This window comes from Pyramidobacter sp. YE332 (assembly GCF_033060595.1).
Lineage (GTDB): Bacteria > Synergistota > Synergistia > Synergistales > Dethiosulfovibrionaceae > Pyramidobacter.
The window spans coordinates 2604709-2622405 of the sequence record NZ_CP133038.1 but is presented as its reverse complement, the minus strand read 5'-3'; the positions used below and the strand labels follow the sequence as shown (position 1 = coordinate 2622405).

Sequence of the window (17697 nt, the reverse complement as noted above, 5' to 3'; positions counted from 1 at the left end):
ACCCCTTATTTTTCCACTGCAAGATTTACACGCTGGCGGTACTTCTGCCACAGGAAGAGGGTGGCGATAATGGCGCAGCCTATGACATTGCTGGTCAGCGTGGGATAGATGATAAAAAACGGCACGGAGACAAGAGCCATTCGCTGCAAAACGTTCAGATCGTCAACCAAAAAACCTTGGACGCCCGCTGAAAGTCCTACAATGCCAACCAAGGCGGTACCGCAACCGATAATGATGTGCCAAATATCACCCTGGAGCAGTAAATAGGGATTGTAGACAAACATATAGGGAACCAAAAAACCTGCCACCGCAGTCACCAAGGCAGTATAACCCGTTTTCATGGGGTTTGACTTCGCTATGCCGGCTGCCGCGTAGGTAGCGAGCGCCACAGGAGGCGACACATCGGCCAAAACGCCAAAATAGAGACAGAACAAGTGGGCCGATATCATCGGAACTCCCATCTCGTAGAGCGCCGGAGCTGCCAACGTAGAGGTGATGATATACTGCGCCGTGGTTGGGATGCCCATGCCCAGTATGATGGAGCCTATCATGGTAAGAAATAGCGCCAGCGGCAGGATACCGCGGGAAAGACTCAGCACGTAGGACGAAAAAGCCAGTCCCACGCCAGTAATGGAGATCACGCCTATGACAATGCCGGAACACGCACAGGCCGCCGCCACCTCGATTGCGCCGAGACCTCCCGCAATGAGAGCCTGAAGTATCCGGGCAGGCGTCAGACGGTGTTCAGGCTTGCCGAACCAGGATACGACAATGAGCATCACGATGGACCAGAACACAGCCTTGACAGGCGAGAACCCCTTGCCAAGAAACATGACCAGTACGATGATGGGCGCCAGCAGAAACCATCCTTCCTTAAGGGGTTTCAGGATGCTGGGCACTTCGTCGGCATTAAGGCTTGCCATACGTTGTTTGCCGGCACGAAAGTGCACCATGGCAATGATGGAGATGAAGTAAAGCGTAGCAGGAATGGCTGCCGCCACCACGATATCCCAATAAGCGATTCCCAAAAATTGAGCCATGATGAAGGCAGCCGCGCCCATGACCGGTGGCATGACTTGCCCTCCCGTGGAGGCCGCCGCTACGATAGCCCCTGCGAAATTAGACTTATAGCCCGACTGTTTCATCAAAGGGATGGTAAAAGCGCCGGTGGTCACTGTATTGGCGCAAGAACTCCCCGATACCATGCCCATAAGGCCGGAGGCAATTACCGCGGCCTTGCCGGAACCGCCACGACTGCGTCCCGCTACCGCTACGGCCAAATCGATGAAGAATTGCCCGGCTCCGGACAAGTTCAAAAACGCTCCGAAAAGCACGAACAGAAAGATGAACGAGGCCGATACGCCTAAGGGAGTGCCAAAAATCCCATCGGTTCTCAGATAGAGGAAGGGGGCTATTTCCTCCAGGGGAAACCCCCCGTGGGCCAGCATACCCGGGAAATAGGGGCCCCAAAATGCATAGGCCAAAGCCACAGCAGCCATGATGGGCAGAGGCCAGCCCATGGAACGCCGAGCGCCATCAAGCACCAACAGCGTCATGATTGTGCCTATCCAGATATCCGAAGGAATCGCCATTCCCTCGCGCATGGCGATATCCTCAAAATTGAGGAGGATATTGAGGCATCCTGCGATGGAAAGGGCGATCAGCACCCAATCCCAAAGGTCGACCTTGTTCTTGGGGCGACTCTTCGTACAGGGATAGCGCAAAAAGAGCATGGCGCTGATGAACATCCAGTGCCACCCTCGTTGATACATGGCCGAAAGCTGGCCAAAATAGGCCGTATAAAGGTGAAAACAGGACGCACAAAGAGCTAACCCGCACAGCAAGTAGTTTTGCCAGCCCGACAGAATTCGAAACTTGGCTTCCTCGGGGTTGTCTATTTTTACCCTCTCGGCCTTTGGAGGATCGATTTGAGACTCCCTCTCCTGCAAACGCGGTTCTACCATGAAATGCCTCCTTAAAAAATTAAGAGGGGGCCGGGAGAGTTTTCCAGCCCCCTTCCGGGACACCGAATCTTGCTCACTTGCGAAGGCTGGCACGTTTTATTTGAGAGTGTCAAACCCCTGCTCTTTGAAATACTTTACGGCGCCAGAAGCGAAGCGAATGATACCCACGCTGGCCTCTTTGGGATTGAAGTGCTCCGCCTGGGTCGTTACCTTTTTAAAAGCCTCGCGGTTTTCCACGATGGTCTTGACGAGACGATAGGAGAGGTCTTCCTTCATTTTGCCGTTGACCACCAGGAAGTTGCCATCTGCCACGGTCAGGCAGTCTTCTGCCTGATTGTATATATTCTTGTCAATAGTGTAAGAAAACAGGAAAGGATTCGCCTCGCATACTTTCTTGACCACGTCCTCAGGAATCGGAATCAATACTACGTCGCGTACCGCTGCCACTTCGAGCACCGCCGAACCGGGAGCCGCGAAGTTCCAGAATACCGCATCGATGTTGCCATCTACCAAAGCGGTAGCGCCCTCGGGTTGGGTCAGCTGCTCCCGCTTGATATCCTTCTCTGGATCCCATCCAGCCGCTGCAAGAATGAGGTTGGTCAACACCTGATCTCCGCCGCCGGGGGCACCTACAGAGACCCTCTTGCCTCTCAGGTCTTCGAAGGTTTTGATGCCCGTCCTGCCGGTAGTAACAATATGCTGGGGGGCCGCGTACATATTCATGAGGATGTAGAGATCCAGCTTGCCATCCTTTTCGAAGGCTTCAGTGCCCGTATAGGCCTGCCACAGCGTGGAGCCCATAACCATACCTATCTGCACGGCGTCGCGAGCCAGCAGGCGGCAGTTTTCGCGAGAGGCTGAAGTGGCCCGGGAAGTCGCTTTTACGTCAATTTTGGCGTTGTTCAAGATCTCCGCCATGGAACCGCCCAGTGGATAATACGTGCCGCCCACGCCGCCGGAGCCAATGGTGACGAAGTCAAGAGCGAGGGCAGAATTTACGATGGCAAAAAACAATGCACACGCCATCAACGTAATCTTCGTCTTTCTCATGGATAGTATGCCTCCTTCAAAAATGGAATAAATGGACGATACTCTCGAACTCATGGACCATCAAGCGCAAAAAAATGCCTCTTGTCTCTTGTGCATAAGACTAATCCTTGATAGAAAGTATTAGCATAGTTTTCTGGGCGCTGCGGGGGAGTTCAGTCGCTCAGGACTATTTCGACCGCAGCTCGCTTTGTGAATCTCCCCCGCAGCGCCTCTGTATTCGGCATTTTAATTGAGAAATAGTATAAGACATCTTCCCCGATTCCTTTCGGCGCTGGGAAAGACTTTAGCTATGCCAGCTTCGCTGCGGCGGCCGCAAGTCCCATTTCAAGTTTTTCAAGCAGCTCGTCAATCTGCTCTGACGTGGTGATCAGCGGCGGAGCTACCAGGAAATTGTCGCCGTCAATGTAGTCGACCATGCCACCGCCGGGATAGATGACCAGCCCGCGGGCAAGGCATTCTTTCATTGCCACGTTAGCAGCGCCGACATTCTTTGCAAACGGCGTCTTTGCAGCCTTGTCCTGAACCAGTTCAAAGCCCCACATGAAACCTTTGCCGCGGACATCGCCCACGATAGGATTGCTTTCGCCAATTTTCTTGAGCCCCTCGCCAAATTTGATCCCCAATGTAGCTACGTTCTCCACAAGCTTATGTTTCTTCATGTACTTGATCACGGCCGCAGTGGCAGCTCCGCTCAACGGATTACCCGTGTAGGTGTGTCCATGAGTAAAAGCCCCGGTACCTTTCTGGATCTCTTCAGCAATCCAGTTCGAGGCAATCACGCCGCCGGTAGGAATGTAACCTGCCGCCATGCCTTTTGCGGTCGCAATGATGTCGGGCTTCACTCCCCAGTGATTGACGCAGAAATTTTTCCCCGTGCGTCCCATGCCCGTCATCACTTCGTCGGCAATAAGCAAAATGTCATATTTGGTACAGATCTCGCGCACCAAAGGCCAATATTCGCCCGGCGGCACCAAGGCCCCCACAGAGGAGCCCACGATAGGCTCAGCAATAAACGCCATGACATTGCCGGGGCCTACGCGCTTGATGACCTCCTCGAGCTGACGGGCACAGCGCATATCGCAGGAAGGATGCGCCAGACCGAAAGGACAGCGGTAGCAATAGTGAGGCACAATATGGGGATTCTCTTTGAAGAGAGGGGCGTAGATGCGCCGCCTGGGAATTGAGCCGCCGATGGCCATAGTGCCCAGAGTACTCCCGTGATAAGCGTTCCACCGAGATATTATCGTCGACTTGCTGGAGTACCCTCCGTCCCGTTCGATGTAGTATTGGCGCGCTAGCTTGACTGCCGCCTCGATAGCCTCGGAACCTCCGCAGGTAAACCACACATACTCCATACCCTCCGGTGCCAGCGAAGCCATTTCTTCTGCCGCCTCCGAGACGCTGTCCAGACGCCAGCGTGACGTGTGGGCGAACTCTATTTTGTGCATTTGCGCCACTACAGCTTCGATAACTTCTTCGTTGCAGTGTCCCAAATTGCAGATCAGAGCTCCGCTGCATCCATCCAGATATTTCTTTCCTTCCTTGTCATAAATATAAATACCCTCGCCTTGGACCGCCGTGAGATATTCCGTCTTAAAACTCCGCGGAAACAACTTGCCAGTCATCTTCGCTCCAACTCCTTTCCAAGACTTATGATTTATGGCCCCCTGCAAAGAATGCGCTTTATGGTGATGCAGGACAAACTCGCCTCTCGTTTGAGAGTTCTTTCACACCTCGTGACATCCTTCAAAACCAAAAGCTTCGCTGTTCATCGTCATCGGGAAATCAGCCATTTAGCGAGAGAGACTTCTTGGCGCTACAAATAATACTATAATTCATATTTAATCAACAAAACCGACAAACATTTTCTCTCTCCAAGATACTCAAAGCAGAGCCACAAACAATTTTATGGTACGCTTACCGCTTTCTTTCTACATGACCCATACTCATTTCATTACTTAGATAGCTGGTTTAATATTAATAGAAAACACAACTGCAGTCTTTATTCAAACAAACAGAAATAATAAACAAATTTTGTAGAAAACAACAAGAGGTCACTTCGAGAATAAACCGAAGTGACCTCTTTAATTACCATCTCAAGAATACCAGACGCACATCATAGGTAAAAAAATGAAAGTAATCTCTCCTGTTTTCAAAGGCTGTCTTCATCGTCTGAAATGAACGTCGGTCATTCTCGGCTCATTTCAAAACAGAACAGCGCGCGGGCCAGCATCGCCCGGTCTCTGTAGCGGAACAAATCGAGCCCCGTCAAATCCTTCATGCGCTGCACGCGGTAACGAAGCGTGTTTTCATGCACGTGAAGAACCCCTGCAGCCTCGCTGAGGTTCTCCGTTCGGTTCATTGCCCTCAACGTATCCTGAAAAGCGGTATTGCCGTGGTCGCGGTCATACCGAAGCAGAGGATCAAGAACTTTCTTCACGAGCAGGCGGCTCTCCAGCGTATCCGCCCCTTCGATCTGGGACAGTTCGAAGAGCCAATCGTCACAGCAAAGGAGCGATTCCGGCCTGTCATATCGGCTGCAGACCGCGCGGAAACAGTTTTTCGCCATACGGTAGCTGTCGCGGATCTCTTCGATCCTCCTTACCGACGGTCCGACCGATAAAACGGCCGATGGATCGGGGGCCAGCAGTTCTTTGGCCTTGATCATATACTGAGGCAGTTTCTGCCCGCCGGTCGACGAACACAGCAGCACGCATTCCGATGGGGTCACCCAGAGCAATATCTTATGCGGGATCAGACGTCCAAGGCTCCCCATGGTAAACTGCGCTCCCCGCCGAAACGCCTCGTCCAGTCCCGGACGGGCCGAGAACACCAGCACGCGGAACGCTTGTTCGGCGTCCAGTCCGCAACGTTCCAGCGTATGGCTGATGAACTCTCTTTTATCTTTGGGATTGTAGAGCAGGCTGTTCCACAGGCTCATCAGCGTCCGGCGCGTATCCTCGAAGCGCTCGTTCCACTTCATCGTCAGTCTCATCTGCAGCTGTTGGATCATCAAACGTTCCTTGTCGCCCAGAGCCGGCTTATGATGCACGACCAGATAACCAAGACAATAGTTCTTGCCTGTCAGCGGGAAGATATGCCACGGAGGTTCATGAAACTCTCCCTGCGTCACGCAGGCCTTGCGAAAGACTTCGTGCGCTCCCTGCAAAAGCGTGTTTTCAGCTCGCCCGATCTGCCGTTTTTGCGGCCATATGGGCCCCTGCAAGTCGGGAGGAAGAAGAAAGCAGAGCGCGCGAATCCGCTCGGAGAGCTGCGACAAAAGGACGGAATCCCGGCTGTCTTTCATCGCCAGTTCGTAGAGGTCGTGAAAATACTGGTTCACCTCCATCAAAACGCTGGCCTGGTAGAGATTGATCTCGGCCATGATGGACTGGATGAGCCACCTGAACTGACAGTCTGCGCGAATCTCGAACAGAGGGACGTTTTTCTCGTCGGCGATCTTGATGAACTCAGCGGGGATTTTGTCGATATGCGGCCCGAGTTTGAACCCCATCGCCGATACAACGTTCGTCAACGCCCGAAAACCTTCCAGCGCCAGAGGCGGATTGGTTCGCGCCAAATAGCCCACGCTGAAGACAAACTCCTGCCCTTCGAGGCGGCTCGCCAGTTCCGGCGATTCCCAGACAGTGGTATATGCTACCGTGCGGTCGAGCCCTTTCTCGCCGGCGACAAGGCGCGTGTATTTCTTGAAATTGTGCAGCCGCGCGATCTGCCGCACCGTCACCGCCTGCGGAGCTCCAAGCGTTTTCACATGATGTTCCCCCTTTCCTTGAAGGCAAATTCGCCCGCGTCTCAGCATCATCATACAAAAAAACAACGAAATTGAAAGGCCCTGCCCCGTTTTTATGCCGCAGCGCCGTTACTCCAGAGCGAGAAACGCGGCGGCCCGCGTTTTCGCCGGACGGTTTTCGGCGCGGAGTACGTCGCCCGTCCCAAAAGCCCCATTCCCAGACGGCGCCGTTCATCATATAATGGACGGGAAGCGCTCCCGGAAGAGATTCACGCGGCGCAATCCCACGAAAGCGGGGGATCCGATGGACATACAAATTCTCGAACTGCTCGACGGCGCGCGGCGGGCCCGCGGGCTGACGGTCGTCATCGACGTGTTCCGCGCTTTTTCGCTGGAAGCCTGGCTGTTCGCGCGCGGCGCGGCGTCGATCTTCGCCGTCGGCGCGGAATACGAAGCCCGGCGCCTCAAAGCAGAACATCCCGGCGCCGTGCTGATCGGCGAGCGCGGCGGCGCGATCCTGCCGGGGTTCGACTTCGGCAACTCGCCGTCGCAGACGCGCGGCGCGGATTTTCGCGGAAAGACCGTGATCCACACCACCAGCGCCGGCACGCAGGGGCTGGCGGCCGCTTCCGGCGCGGCCGAGATCGTGGCCGGCAGCCTCGTCAACGCCGCGGCCACGGCGCGCTATATCCGCAGCCGCGATCCCGAGCGGGTGTCGCTGGTGGCGATGGGCCTGGCGGGCGTCTCCGGCACGCCGGAAGACCGCCTGTGCGCGCGCTGCATCGCGGCGCGGCTCAGGGGGGAAACGCTGGACATGGAACGCGAACTGGCCGCCGTGCGCGCCGACCCGGAGGGGCGGAAGTTCTTCGATCCCGCCCGGCAGGACGTGTTCCCCGAGGACGACTTCTGGATGTGCGTCGACGCGGACCGCTTCGACTTCGTGATCCGCGCGCAGCGCCTCGGCGACGGGCTGTTCCGCATGAGCGCGCTCGCGTGCTGATACTATTTCTCAATTAAAATACCGAACGCAGAGGCGCTGAGAGGAAGATTCATAAGGCGAGCTGCGCAGCAGTCGAGCTCCTTCTGAGCGACTGAACTCCCTCGCAGCGCCCTGCAAACTATATTAGTGCTTTTTATCAAGAAATAGTATGATACTATTTCATTATAGTATAGCCAAAGTATCCGTACCTCAGTTATAATGCACCCGAGGTGATGGAGAATGCCCGTAAAATACGAGATCACATCGGAACAGCAGGCGGAAATCGAAGCAGCGCGGAAAAAGAATCGCAACAAGAAGATCGAAGCCAAACTGAGAATCCTCAGCTTGCGCGCCGAAGGGAAAACCCTGAAAGAAATCAGCGAAATCACGGAATACCACTTCACGAACGTCAGCAAGATCATCTCGCAGTTTATCCATCGCGGTCTCTCGTATGTGCTGCAATGCCATTACCTCGGCAACCATCGGAACATGACCTATGAGCAGGAAGAAGCCGTACTTGCTCCTTACCTGGAGAAAGCCGGGAAAGGAGAAATCGTTTCGGTGGCGGAAATAGCCCAAGCCTATCAGACCGCGGTGGGACATACTATCAGTCCGACTCAGATTTACGCGGTCCTGAAACGTCATGGCTGGAGAAAAGTCATGCCGCGCAGCCGTCACCCCAGGAAAGCGAACGAGGAGGCCATCGAGGCCTCAAAAAATTAACGCTCAAGTTCAGGAATTAAAAGAGTTATCCACAACAGGGAACGTCAGACTGATGTTTCAGGACGAAGCCGGCTTCGGCAGAATCAACACGCCCAAATACTGCTGGTGCAGGAAAGGCATTCGACCGAACGTTCCCTGCCTTCACATCCGCGAATACCGCTATGCTTACGGTGCCGTAGAGCCGCTTACGGGAGAAAGCCTCTTTCTGATCATGCCCAACTGCGACAGCGATTGCATGAACGTTTTCCTGCGGGAACTTTCACACCGATTTCCGGAAGACCATATTCTGCTCTGCTGTGACGGAGCTGCCTGGCACAAGTCCAAAGCGCTTCAGGTTCCTGCCAACATCACCCTGTTCCATATTCCCCCTATACCCCCGAGATGAACCCCATTGAGCAGATCTGGAGAGAGCTGCGCTGTCAGGGCTTTCGAAACGAGATTTTTTCGACGCTTGAGAACGTTGTCGAGCGTCTGTGCCGCACGATCAGAAATCTCACCGCTCAGACCATAAGGAGTATTACCGCAAGACAATGGATTGTTAGGTGCTTTAAATGAGAAATAGTATGAAACACCCGCGTTCCACGCGGAACAAAAAACGGCCGGAAGCCGACGAATGGGCGTTCGTCAGCTTCCGGCCGTTTTCACTTTTCCGCCTTTTCCCTAGTAGTTCTCGGCGTGGATCTCGAAGTAGCTCTGCGGATGGGCGCAGGCGGGGCACACGGCGGGCGCCTTGACGCCGACGACGATGTGGCCGCAGTTGCGGCACTCCCAGATCTTCACTTCCCCCCTCTGGAAGACCTCGCCGCTTTCCACGTTCTTGAGCAGGGCGCGGTAGCGCTCCTCGTGATGCTTTTCGATGACGGCGACAAGGCGGAACTTGGCGGCCAGCGCGGGGAACCCCTCTTCCTCCGCGGTCTTGGCGAAGCCGTCGTACATGTCGGTCCACTCGTAGTTCTCCCCCGCGGCGGCCGCGGCCAGATTGGCCTTGGTGTCGCCGATGCCGTCCAGCTCCTTGAACCACATCTTGGCGTGCTCCTTCTCGTTGTCGGCCGTCTTCTGGAACAGCGCCGAGATCTGCTCGTAACCTTCCTTCCTGGCGACCGAGGCGAAATAGGTGTACTTGTTGCGCGCCTGCGATTCGCCGGCGAACGCCGCCTGCAGGTTCTTGAGCGTCTGGGTGCCTTCATACTTGTTCTGCGCCATTTCCAATGATCCCCCTGATCTTTTCAAAACATGTCTTCCTCCGTCCCCCCGGACGGAGGAAAATTTCCCCCTGGCTGCCGGCAGGACCGCCAGCCTTCCCACACACGCGCTTACGGCGCCGTCCCCTCCGCCTTGCGGCGGCATTCGGGGCAGACGTAAAAGACTTTGAGGTCATAGGACGTGACACGTTCCCCCAGCTGCTCTTCCAGCCCCCCGGTCAGGTCGGCCAGCGTCACGTCCGCCAGCTTGCCGCATTTCTGGCAGATCAGATGATCGTGCTTCTCGATCCGGTCGTAACGCTCTGGCGACCCCTCGACGTGAACGCGGCGGATCAGCTTTTGCGCGCAGAGCGCGTTGAGATTGTTGTACACCGTCGCCAGAACGACCTTCGGCTGCGTCTTTTTCAGCTCCCAGAAAATCTGTTCCGCCGTCAGGTGGCTGCGCGAAGCGTTCACGATGTCGAGAATTCCCCGAGCGTATTTTGTCATGGCCTCGCCTCTTTTCTAGAATTATTCTAATTCTATTTTTTGATCTGTCAAGCGCCTCTTTTTTTCCGCCCGGCGCAAAAAAACGTCGGCTCGGTTTCGTCAGCCACTCCGGAACGAAACTGCGCCGACGGCGTATTTTTCCTCTCACGCCGCAGTAATATAACCCGTGGATTTCAGCCGTTCAATCGCGGCGTCAATCTCCTCGTCAGAATATTTGCTCCCCTTGATCTTTTTGACGCCGGCCGAGATCTTTTGAGGATTTTTATGTACCTGAAGGTAAACATAAAGCGCCGTTGCGATCAGTTCAAGCCTGCTGGGCGTTTCTTTAGCAAACTCGTCGACGATTTCGTTAACGGTTTCATCGTTATAGTCGTTGCCAAATGAACTCTTTCTCACGGAAATCCGGTGCTCTGTCGGCGTATAGTCGATCTTCAAAATACCTTCATCGCTCAGTTCCCTGACCGCAAAATCGAGATCCGCACTGTAAGGCCCATAGAAATGAATGCCGTAATCACAGCCGACATCTATTCCTTTCATTTCAACAAGGAATACGATTTTCTGGAGCTTTTTTTTGCAGGGATTCTCGCTCTTACAAGAAATCCTGTCGATGATTTTTACGACAGCCGCTTCGTTAACCATGGGCTCCCCTCCATTTCACATTATTTACTCGCTTCGAATCTTTTGTATTTCCTTCCTAACCTCAGCAGCTATATTTTTATCTGCATAGATCCGATTGATGCTGATCGGTTTTACAATGGACTCCCAAATAATGGACTCCTCCATAATGTTTTTGACATCTCCCGTCCCCTCGTCAAGGATCATGATTCCCCTACCGCTGTCATCCTGTGGGGCCAATAGTGCCGGCGCTAGTCTGTGCGCCGCTTTATCGACGCTGTCATAGAGCACGCGACCGCCGTACTTCCTTTTTAGCTGATTAAAGATCAGCTTTGTGTTCTGTTTATCGACCTGGTCGGCATGGGTTTTGGATTCAAATACACAGGTCATGATCCCCCGGTTCTTAAAGGGCACGACGTCGCTATCTTCCGATCTCGCAATCAGATCGAGTATTCGCGCGTCATTCCATCTCAGGTATTCTGAAACGTCGTCGGGATATTTTCCTCCCGGCAAGACAGCTTTCAAACTCTTAACAAGAACCTTGTCCAAATAACGGCGCGTCTTATGGAAATAAACCTGGATAAACATGAAATACCTGGCGAGTATAAATTCTTCAAGAGCCTGAACGCCGCCCCTTTCGATGGCGAGCTGAAGCTGATTATTCTGTTTATACGCCGTCAGGGTCGATATGAACCTGTCCAGATCGTAAGTGCCGTACGTAACGCCGCAATACAAAGAGTCGCGCAGCAGGTAATCCATCTTGTCACAATCGAGTTCGCCGTCCATGAAATTTTTCAAAAAAAGAAATCCGGAACAATGAATTCTTCGTTCAGAATATCTTTTCCCTCGTAGATCATCCACACAAGTTCCGGTGTTATATCATAACGGTCACCGTGCTGCTTTTTGAATTTCGCGCCGATCTCGCGGATGTACCCCGAAATTTCCGTCCCACAGATCACAAGCTTTGTAAAATCCTCATGCTCCTTGCCGGGCTCGAACAGCTCTTCCGATACGTGAGAAAAGGGTGCGTGCCCCAAATCGTGGGTCAAGCCGATAAGCCGCAGCAACTGACGGTACCATGCTGTTTTATGTGCGTTTTCCTCTTCGTCGTCAGAAAAGAGATTCGGCACTTTTCGCGTCACGGAATCGAAAACTCGCGAAGTCAGGTGCATCACGCCGATAGAATGTCCAAAACGGGAATGTTCGGCTCCATGATATACCAAATACGTGGTCGCCAACTGGCGTATGTTTCGGAGACGCTGAAAAGGAGCGGAATCTATAATTTTCAGTTCATCGTCGGAAATGTCAATAAAACCATGGATCGGGTCTCTGAATTGGTACATCACTGTTTCTCCTGTTTTTATTTTTAGAGAAGGAACATTCTGAGCCTATAAGCTTCCATATATACTCTTATATATTTGCTTTCAGTTTATCAAAACCCGATTCAGAATTCAACCATCCGCCGGAATCTGTGTCGTTGCTCAGTGATAAAGTCACCCATAACTGTTCCAAGAAAATGTCACTCTGAGATAATACCGTTCATGAAACAGGAGCGAATGACATTGTCACAAAAGGAACTGGATCGTATCAGGATTATCGGAGCGCTTGTCGAGGGACGCATGACGAACAGGGAGGCGGCGGAAAAGCTGGGGCTCTGTCAACGGCAAATCATCAGGATCAAGAAGAGGTTCGCCGCTCAAGGGGCGGCAGGGCTTGTTCATGGCAACCGCGGCAGAACGTCTCGGCGCAGGATCGGAGATGAGGTTCGGGAGTCGGTGCTGAAGGCGTATGAGGAGGTCTATTACGATTTCAACTTCTCTCACTTTGCGGAATGCCTGAACGAACGGGAGGGGATCGGGATCAGCCGTTCGAGTGTCGTCCGCATTCTGAAGGACGAGGGGATCAGGAGCAAGAAGAGTGCGCGGCGGCGGCCGAAGCTTCACCGTTCCCGACCGCGGAAGGTGGCCGCGGGGATGTTGTGGCAGACTGACGCCACGTCGTTTGAATGGTTTGGCAGGGGGAACGGGCGCGCGACGCTGCACGCTTATATTGACGATGCGACGGGGATCGTGACTGGCGCCTGTTTCACTGAGAACGAATGTATGGCGGGCTATGTCGCCGCGCTGGGGATGGGGATCGAGGGGTATGGGCTGCCGATGGCGATTTACAGCGACCGGCATACGATTTTCCGCTCTCCAAAGGCACGGGCGCAGGATGATGAGGATCGGATCGAAGGGAATGAAGAAAATGAAGGGAATGAGGCGGGGAAGGAGGAGCCGTTAAGTTGTTTCGGACGGGGGCTGAAGGATCTTGGGATCGGGCAGATCTTTGCCTTGACGCCGGAGGCGAAGGGGCGTGTCGAACGTCTTTGGAACACGATGCAGGACAGGCTGCCGGGGAGCTGAGGCTGCTTGGCGTCTCGGATATCACGGCGGCCAACGAGGTTTTGCCCAAGCTCATCGCCAGGCACAATCGGAAGTTTGCCGTCACGCCGGCTGAGGGAGAGGACGTTTATGTGAAGCCGGAAGGAAAAGTCGATTTGGATTTTCTCTTTGCGCGTCGCGAATCTCGCAGGACGGATCACGGCGGCATGATCTCCTACGGAGGTCGTCGGTACGTTCCGGCGGCGGACGATTGCCTCGGGATGGCCCAAACGACGGTTGAGGTGCGTGAAACGTCGACCGGGCGGATCTGGGGTGTTTCCAAGGGCAGACGGATCGAGATGAAGGAGGTTGAAAGTCAAAAACGAGTCGACTCCGATGAGGCATCGGCAAAGAAACGGAAAAGCGGGCTTGTGAAAGCGCACAAGCCCGCTCCGGACCACCCATGGCGGCGTGGCGTCGTCAAAAGGCAGGGATATCATAGCACATGTCGGGATAAATGTACGTTCGCGTAGACGTTGTTATGGCGGCACGATGGGGAGTTCTTTCGAGGTGTCTTGCTGTGATGAGAGTGTGATGGGGTGACTTTTTCAATGAGCAGTTATGGTGACTTTTTTATTGGCTATTGACATTGACGACAAAGAAGAGATCGTCGCGTGTCCGGCGCGGGACGTTTTCGCCGGAAAGACGCTGGCGGATCTCCGTTACGCGCGGCGCGCTTCTCCGGGCGCTACTTTTTCAGCACCATCAGGCCGTAGGGCATGCGGCGTTCGCGCCCGTCGCTGACGGCGTTGACGACGTGACCGTCCCACCACATTTCCGACGAGCCGCCGCCGTCGAGATTGAGCAGGGCGGTCAGTCCCAGCTGACGACCGAGCTGTTCGGCCTCGTTCAGGAACAGGCCGCGGCTGTGCCACGACGAGCGGCCGTCGACTACGATCCAGACCATGCGCTTGCCGTCCCAGCCAAGCAGCGTGCGCGGATGGCGCAGCGTGAGGATGCTCAGGCTCAGCATTTCGTCCCAGAACTGGTGCCCGGGCGCGTACAGCAGCGGCCCCGCCTGCACGGCGCTGGCGACGTCGATGGGCGGAGTCTCGCGCCACTGCGTTTCGAGCGCAACGCGGTCGCCTTTCTGCAGCGTGAACCTGGGATCGCGGCTGACGATCAGCCACTCGTCGGGCCCCATGTCGCGGCTGAATTGGAGCGCCGGCACCGCCTCCTGCACCAGTCCGTCGTGCACGCGGGCCACGAAGCCGTTGTTGCCGGCGCGGGCCTCGGACGCGCCCAGCGCGGGCGTGAGGATCGCCGTGGAGCCATAATCGACCTTGGAATTGAGCAGCACGGGCACAAACGGGCCGCCGTTGACCGACAGGCGCATGCGGAATTCGCCGCCGCCGAAGTACATCTTGCCCCGTTTGTCCCATGCCGCCATGGAGCGGTTGTAATAGGGCAGCGTCACCGGCAGTCCGCCGGCGAACAGCGTGCCGATGGGGCCGTTGCCGCCGAAATAGCCGCCGTTCACAGCCGCGAGCGCCTTGTGGGCGGCGGCGATCTCCGACAGCTTGGCGAGCGTTTGGGAACTGACGGCGCGGTTCATGCCGATCACGGCGTCGGCCGGATCAGCCGGCGTGAAAGACGTCCAGAACAGGGCGCTGCTGTCGCCGGACTCCGGCAGGATCACGGCGCTGAATCCCTTGCCGAGGCGAGTCGCCCATTCGTAGGCCTGGCTGCGGTCGGCCACCAACGGCGTGAAAACGCCGTAGCTGAAATCGACTTCCTGCACGCTCAGCGGACAGGCTTCGCTCGTCTTTTTCCGCGCGAAAGCGCTGGCCTGCGCCTCCGTGTCGAAGATGCCCAGCTGCACGCGCCAGCCCTGCGGCGGGCGGCCGACGTTTTCGCGATGGATGCGCAGCGCGCCTTCGGGGCGTTTGATCTCGTGGTCCCAGACCAGACTGGCGCGGCAGCGCCCCGCCCATTCCAGAACTTCGCTCAGCTGCGCCTCGGTGATGCTGTCCCACGGTTTGGAAAACACGCTCCGCGGTGCCGCCGGCCGGACCGACTTGGCCAGCGCTACGTAGCCGGAAATGTAGGCCGGCAGACTTTTATCCTCCGGCGGCAGCGCCCAGGCCGCCGTTTCCGCCTCGTGGCGGAATCCCATGGCCTGAAACGCGAACATCAGCGCTTCGGCGTTCGTGCAGGCGATCTCCGGCGAAAAATCGTCGGCCGGGTAGAGGATCCCCAGCGAAAGCGCCGACAGCAGCGCCGGCCCGTAAGGCGTCGTCTCGTCCACGTCGCCGAAGGTCTTGCCCGTCTTCAGCGGCAGGTCGAGGACCTGCATCAGCTCGCCCAGCACCTTCCCGCGCGGCACCTCCGCGCCGGCCGTCCCCGCGGCCGCGAGCAGCAAAGCCAGAGCCGGAACGGCGATCTTTTTCAACGACATGAATGACATGTTCTCAGTCTCCTTTTTCTAAAACAGATGACGCCTTATTTTATCATCTCCCGGATATTTCGTCGGAACCCGAACGTCGTCAGCGTGGCGGCGAAATACGGCACGTTGTATCGACGCGGCATCGCCAGCTTCCAGGCGGCTGAAAACCGGACATGCGGCATGAAAGAGCGAAGAGATTCTTCTGCCTCCGTTATATGAACGCCGCCAACCGTCGGCCGCAGCATAGAGTTCCCCGCCAGCGGACAACCTCCGGGAAACTCCGATACGGAAAAAGTCTCCGGAGCTTCGGCTCCGGAGACTTACACAAAAGAACGTGCCTGATCATCGTTACGTCGCGATGCAGTTTTCCTCCCGATGTCTCTCGTCTCCGCGTAGAAGAAGGTTTGGACTCCGCAGCGGCTCAAGCTGCGGGCAAAAGAGGTCCATCTCCGCGTAAGCGGAGTTTTATCTTCGGTTTGTAAGCTGAAGGATATGATGCCCCGCTTCTTTCGGAGAGTGCTCCCTGGAGAAAGTAAAAAATTCAAGACTCTGTCGGATCGTATTGACGCGTGTCTCTATCTTTGTTTGTTGTTTTGTTTTCGTTGCGGCGGCATGGAACTGCCGATCGCTCTGTTACAGAGAGGAAAAAATAACAGCCACTCTGTGTATTTGTCGTTCGTGTGGGAAGCGTAATATCTGAATATTTCGAAATGGATCTTCTCCGTTGCCTTGCCGCATTTTGAGCTTCAAACTGTCTGCCTCAGCGGGGCTGCAGAGGACGGGAATCTGGTGGCAGTGATTCCTTTTGCCTGCGGAAAGCGCTGTTTCCGTTGGAACTCTTTTTCAGGCGCCACGCCCGTCACGGCCGCTGTATCAGTGGCCGATGCCGACGGCGAAGCGGTCGATGACCCATTTTCGACGGTCTTGTTCGTAATGACAGAAGGCGCGCCAGCCGTTTTGCGTGCTCCATATGTTGAATTCGTGCGTGGACGGAGGCTTGGGATTCCCTTTCAGTGCGCGGAAGTCGAGTCTTTGCAGATTTTGTCCCGTTTCCAGACAGGCGCCGAAGTTGTCGATGGCGTCATTCAGCCTTCTTCTTTGCTGCGGATCGAGCTTTTCGGCGTCATTTTTCGCCCCGGGGGAGAACTCGAACGAATCGATCATTGGCGGCTGCAGTTTCTCTTGGTACAGTTCTTTCTTGACCTCGTCGAAGATCACTTTGCCCCATACCGACAGAATACATTGTCCGTCCATGACAGTCAGCATGGTTTCCGGCAGGCCGGCGCACTCTGCGGCGGGCAGATCGCGGTAATTCATGCGGCGTACGACGGCAAGGTGGGTGCGGATCGCCTTTTGGGCCGCGGAGGAGATGTCGAGCGGCAGACGGGGGATGGTGATGATCTCGTGCCCTGATTCAAAAATGTAGAAGATCTCGTCAGCATAGATCATTCCCAGCGTCTGCATGTATCCCTGCAGCGTTTTGAAACCGCCGATCAGGTTGAAAACGATGCGGGAGCCGCTCTCCCGGGCTGCAGACAGCGTGGTGCGGCACCATTCGATGAGGTTGTTGACGCCGCGGTGAAACGATTCGACGGAAGCGGTATTCAGGTCCTCGACTTTTACGACGTCGGCTGCCATTCCGCGTTTTCTGCTCCAGTCGGCGAGGATTCGAGCGGTCAGTTTGCCCTGAAACGTGTCGGTACAGACGAAGTACGCCATGTCTCCGGCGCTGTTCTGCGCTGCGGGACTGGTGCGGCGGTAGTTGAGGAAGCCGTTCAGTTCGGCGGAACAGCGGCATATCCGGGCTTCGTCGCTTTCCCCGAGCAGAGTCTCGCGCCGCGAAGCGGCGATATTTTCAAGCCGGTCGCGCTCCTCCGGGGAATAGTCCTGTTCAAGCTTGTTGGCGTTTTCGCGCAGAAAAATCCGATCGGTCTCCGACGCCCCGTTAGTAAGAATGCTTGTGCCGCAGGTTACCACATAAATTGTTCTCATGAGCACGATCCTTTCGAACGCGATGAAAATTTTTTCTTGAGAAAAGTTTGGACGCATAGTATTATACTAACATATATTAGGTATAACTGCTTAAGATTGAAAAATCACGAAAAAACAACCTTT

Annotated in this window: 17 protein-coding genes; 5 read left to right on the top strand and 12 right to left on the bottom strand. The window is 55.3% G+C overall.

The window, feature by feature from the left end:
• Positions 1–5 precede the first annotated feature (5 nt).
• The 4 genes from RAH42_RS12310 to RAH42_RS12295 all read right to left on the bottom strand — a co-directional run bounded on the left by RAH42_RS12310 (position 6) and on the right by RAH42_RS12295 (position 6786).
• Positions 6–1964, bottom strand: a complete 1959-nt coding sequence (locus RAH42_RS12310) for a TRAP transporter permease (RefSeq protein WP_078016376.1) — start codon at positions 1962–1964, stop codon at positions 6–8.
• A gap of 96 nt (positions 1965–2060) precedes the next feature.
• A complete protein-coding gene (locus tag RAH42_RS12305; protein WP_078016375.1) occupies positions 2061–3014 on the bottom strand; it encodes a TAXI family TRAP transporter solute-binding subunit in 954 nt (317 codons plus the stop codon).
• Positions 3015–3301: 287 nt separating this feature from the next.
• Positions 3302–4639 (bottom strand): aminotransferase class III-fold pyridoxal phosphate-dependent enzyme, encoded by a 1338-nt coding sequence (locus tag RAH42_RS12300; protein ID WP_078016374.1) that lies wholly within the window; start codon positions 4637–4639, stop codon positions 3302–3304.
• Between the two features lie 563 nt (positions 4640–5202).
• Positions 5203–6786: a PucR family transcriptional regulator ligand-binding domain-containing protein gene (locus tag RAH42_RS12295; protein WP_158606310.1), complete on the bottom strand. Its 1584-nt coding sequence runs from the start codon at positions 6784–6786 to the stop codon at positions 5203–5205.
• Positions 6787–7069: 283 nt separating this feature from the next.
• Here RAH42_RS12295 and RAH42_RS12290 point away from each other — a divergent pair, with 283 nt between their 5' ends.
• From RAH42_RS12290 to RAH42_RS12280, 3 genes are all read left to right on the top strand, one after another.
• Entirely contained in the window at positions 7070–7765 is a 696-nt protein-coding gene (locus RAH42_RS12290) for a 2-phosphosulfolactate phosphatase (protein ID WP_317539615.1), read from the top strand.
• Positions 7766–7984: 219 nt separating this feature from the next.
• Positions 7985–8467: a winged helix-turn-helix domain-containing protein gene (locus RAH42_RS12285; protein ID WP_317539259.1), complete on the top strand. Its 483-nt coding sequence runs from the start codon at positions 7985–7987 to the stop codon at positions 8465–8467.
• A 52-nt stretch (positions 8468–8519) separates the two neighbouring features.
• Positions 8520–8852 (top strand): transposase, encoded by a 333-nt coding sequence (locus RAH42_RS12280; RefSeq protein WP_317539176.1) that lies wholly within the window; start codon positions 8520–8522, stop codon positions 8850–8852.
• 275 nt (positions 8853–9127) lie between these two features.
• Here the strand turns inward: RAH42_RS12280 and rbr are convergent, their stop codons facing one another.
• From rbr to RAH42_RS12255, 5 genes are all read right to left on the bottom strand, one after another.
• On the bottom strand, positions 9128–9670 hold the full coding sequence (gene rbr, locus RAH42_RS12275) for a rubrerythrin (protein ID WP_317539614.1): 543 nt from the start codon (positions 9668–9670) through the stop codon (positions 9128–9130).
• 110 nt (positions 9671–9780) lie between these two features.
• The gene (locus tag RAH42_RS12270; protein ID WP_078016371.1) at positions 9781–10158 is read right to left on the bottom strand and encodes a transcriptional repressor; all 378 of its coding nucleotides are present in this window, start codon (positions 10156–10158) and stop codon (positions 9781–9783) included.
• Positions 10159–10302: 144 nt separating this feature from the next.
• Entirely contained in the window at positions 10303–10797 is a 495-nt protein-coding gene (locus RAH42_RS12265) for a hypothetical protein (protein WP_078016370.1), read from the bottom strand.
• Positions 10798–10821: 24 nt separating this feature from the next.
• Positions 10822–11559 carry a hypothetical protein gene (locus tag RAH42_RS12260; RefSeq protein WP_317539613.1) on the bottom strand — a complete coding sequence of 246 codons (738 nt, stop codon included), beginning with the start codon at positions 11557–11559 and terminating at the stop codon, positions 10822–10824.
• 8 nt (positions 11560–11567) lie between these two features.
• Positions 11568–12116, bottom strand: coding sequence for an HD domain-containing protein (locus RAH42_RS12255; protein ID WP_317539612.1), 549 nt, complete (start codon positions 12114–12116; stop codon positions 11568–11570).
• Positions 12117–12314: 198 nt separating this feature from the next.
• On the opposite strand from RAH42_RS12255, the gene RAH42_RS12250 reads away from it, so the two are divergent.
• Positions 12315–13178, top strand: coding sequence for an ISNCY family transposase (locus RAH42_RS12250; RefSeq protein WP_317539600.1), 864 nt, complete (start codon positions 12315–12317; stop codon positions 13176–13178).
• The gene (locus tag RAH42_RS12245; RefSeq protein WP_317539599.1) at positions 13142–13669 is read left to right on the top strand and encodes a hypothetical protein; all 528 of its coding nucleotides are present in this window, start codon (positions 13142–13144) and stop codon (positions 13667–13669) included. The genes RAH42_RS12250 and RAH42_RS12245 overlap by 37 nt, the downstream gene beginning before the upstream one ends.
• A gap of 215 nt (positions 13670–13884) precedes the next feature.
• On the opposite strand, the gene RAH42_RS12240 is transcribed toward RAH42_RS12245, so the two are convergent.
• The 3 genes from RAH42_RS12240 to RAH42_RS12230 all read right to left on the bottom strand — a co-directional run bounded on the left by RAH42_RS12240 (position 13885) and on the right by RAH42_RS12230 (position 17574).
• Complete coding sequence (locus RAH42_RS12240) at positions 13885–15603, bottom strand: phosphodiester glycosidase family protein (RefSeq protein WP_078017064.1); 1719 nt, start codon at positions 15601–15603, stop codon at positions 13885–13887.
• 35 nt (positions 15604–15638) lie between these two features.
• Complete coding sequence (locus RAH42_RS12235) at positions 15639–15827, bottom strand: hypothetical protein (protein WP_168170123.1); 189 nt, start codon at positions 15825–15827, stop codon at positions 15639–15641.
• A gap of 628 nt (positions 15828–16455) precedes the next feature.
• A complete protein-coding gene (locus RAH42_RS12230) occupies positions 16456–17574 on the bottom strand; it encodes a putative CRISPR-associated protein (protein ID WP_240496170.1) in 1119 nt (372 codons plus the stop codon).
• Positions 17575–17697: the final 123 nt, after the last annotated feature.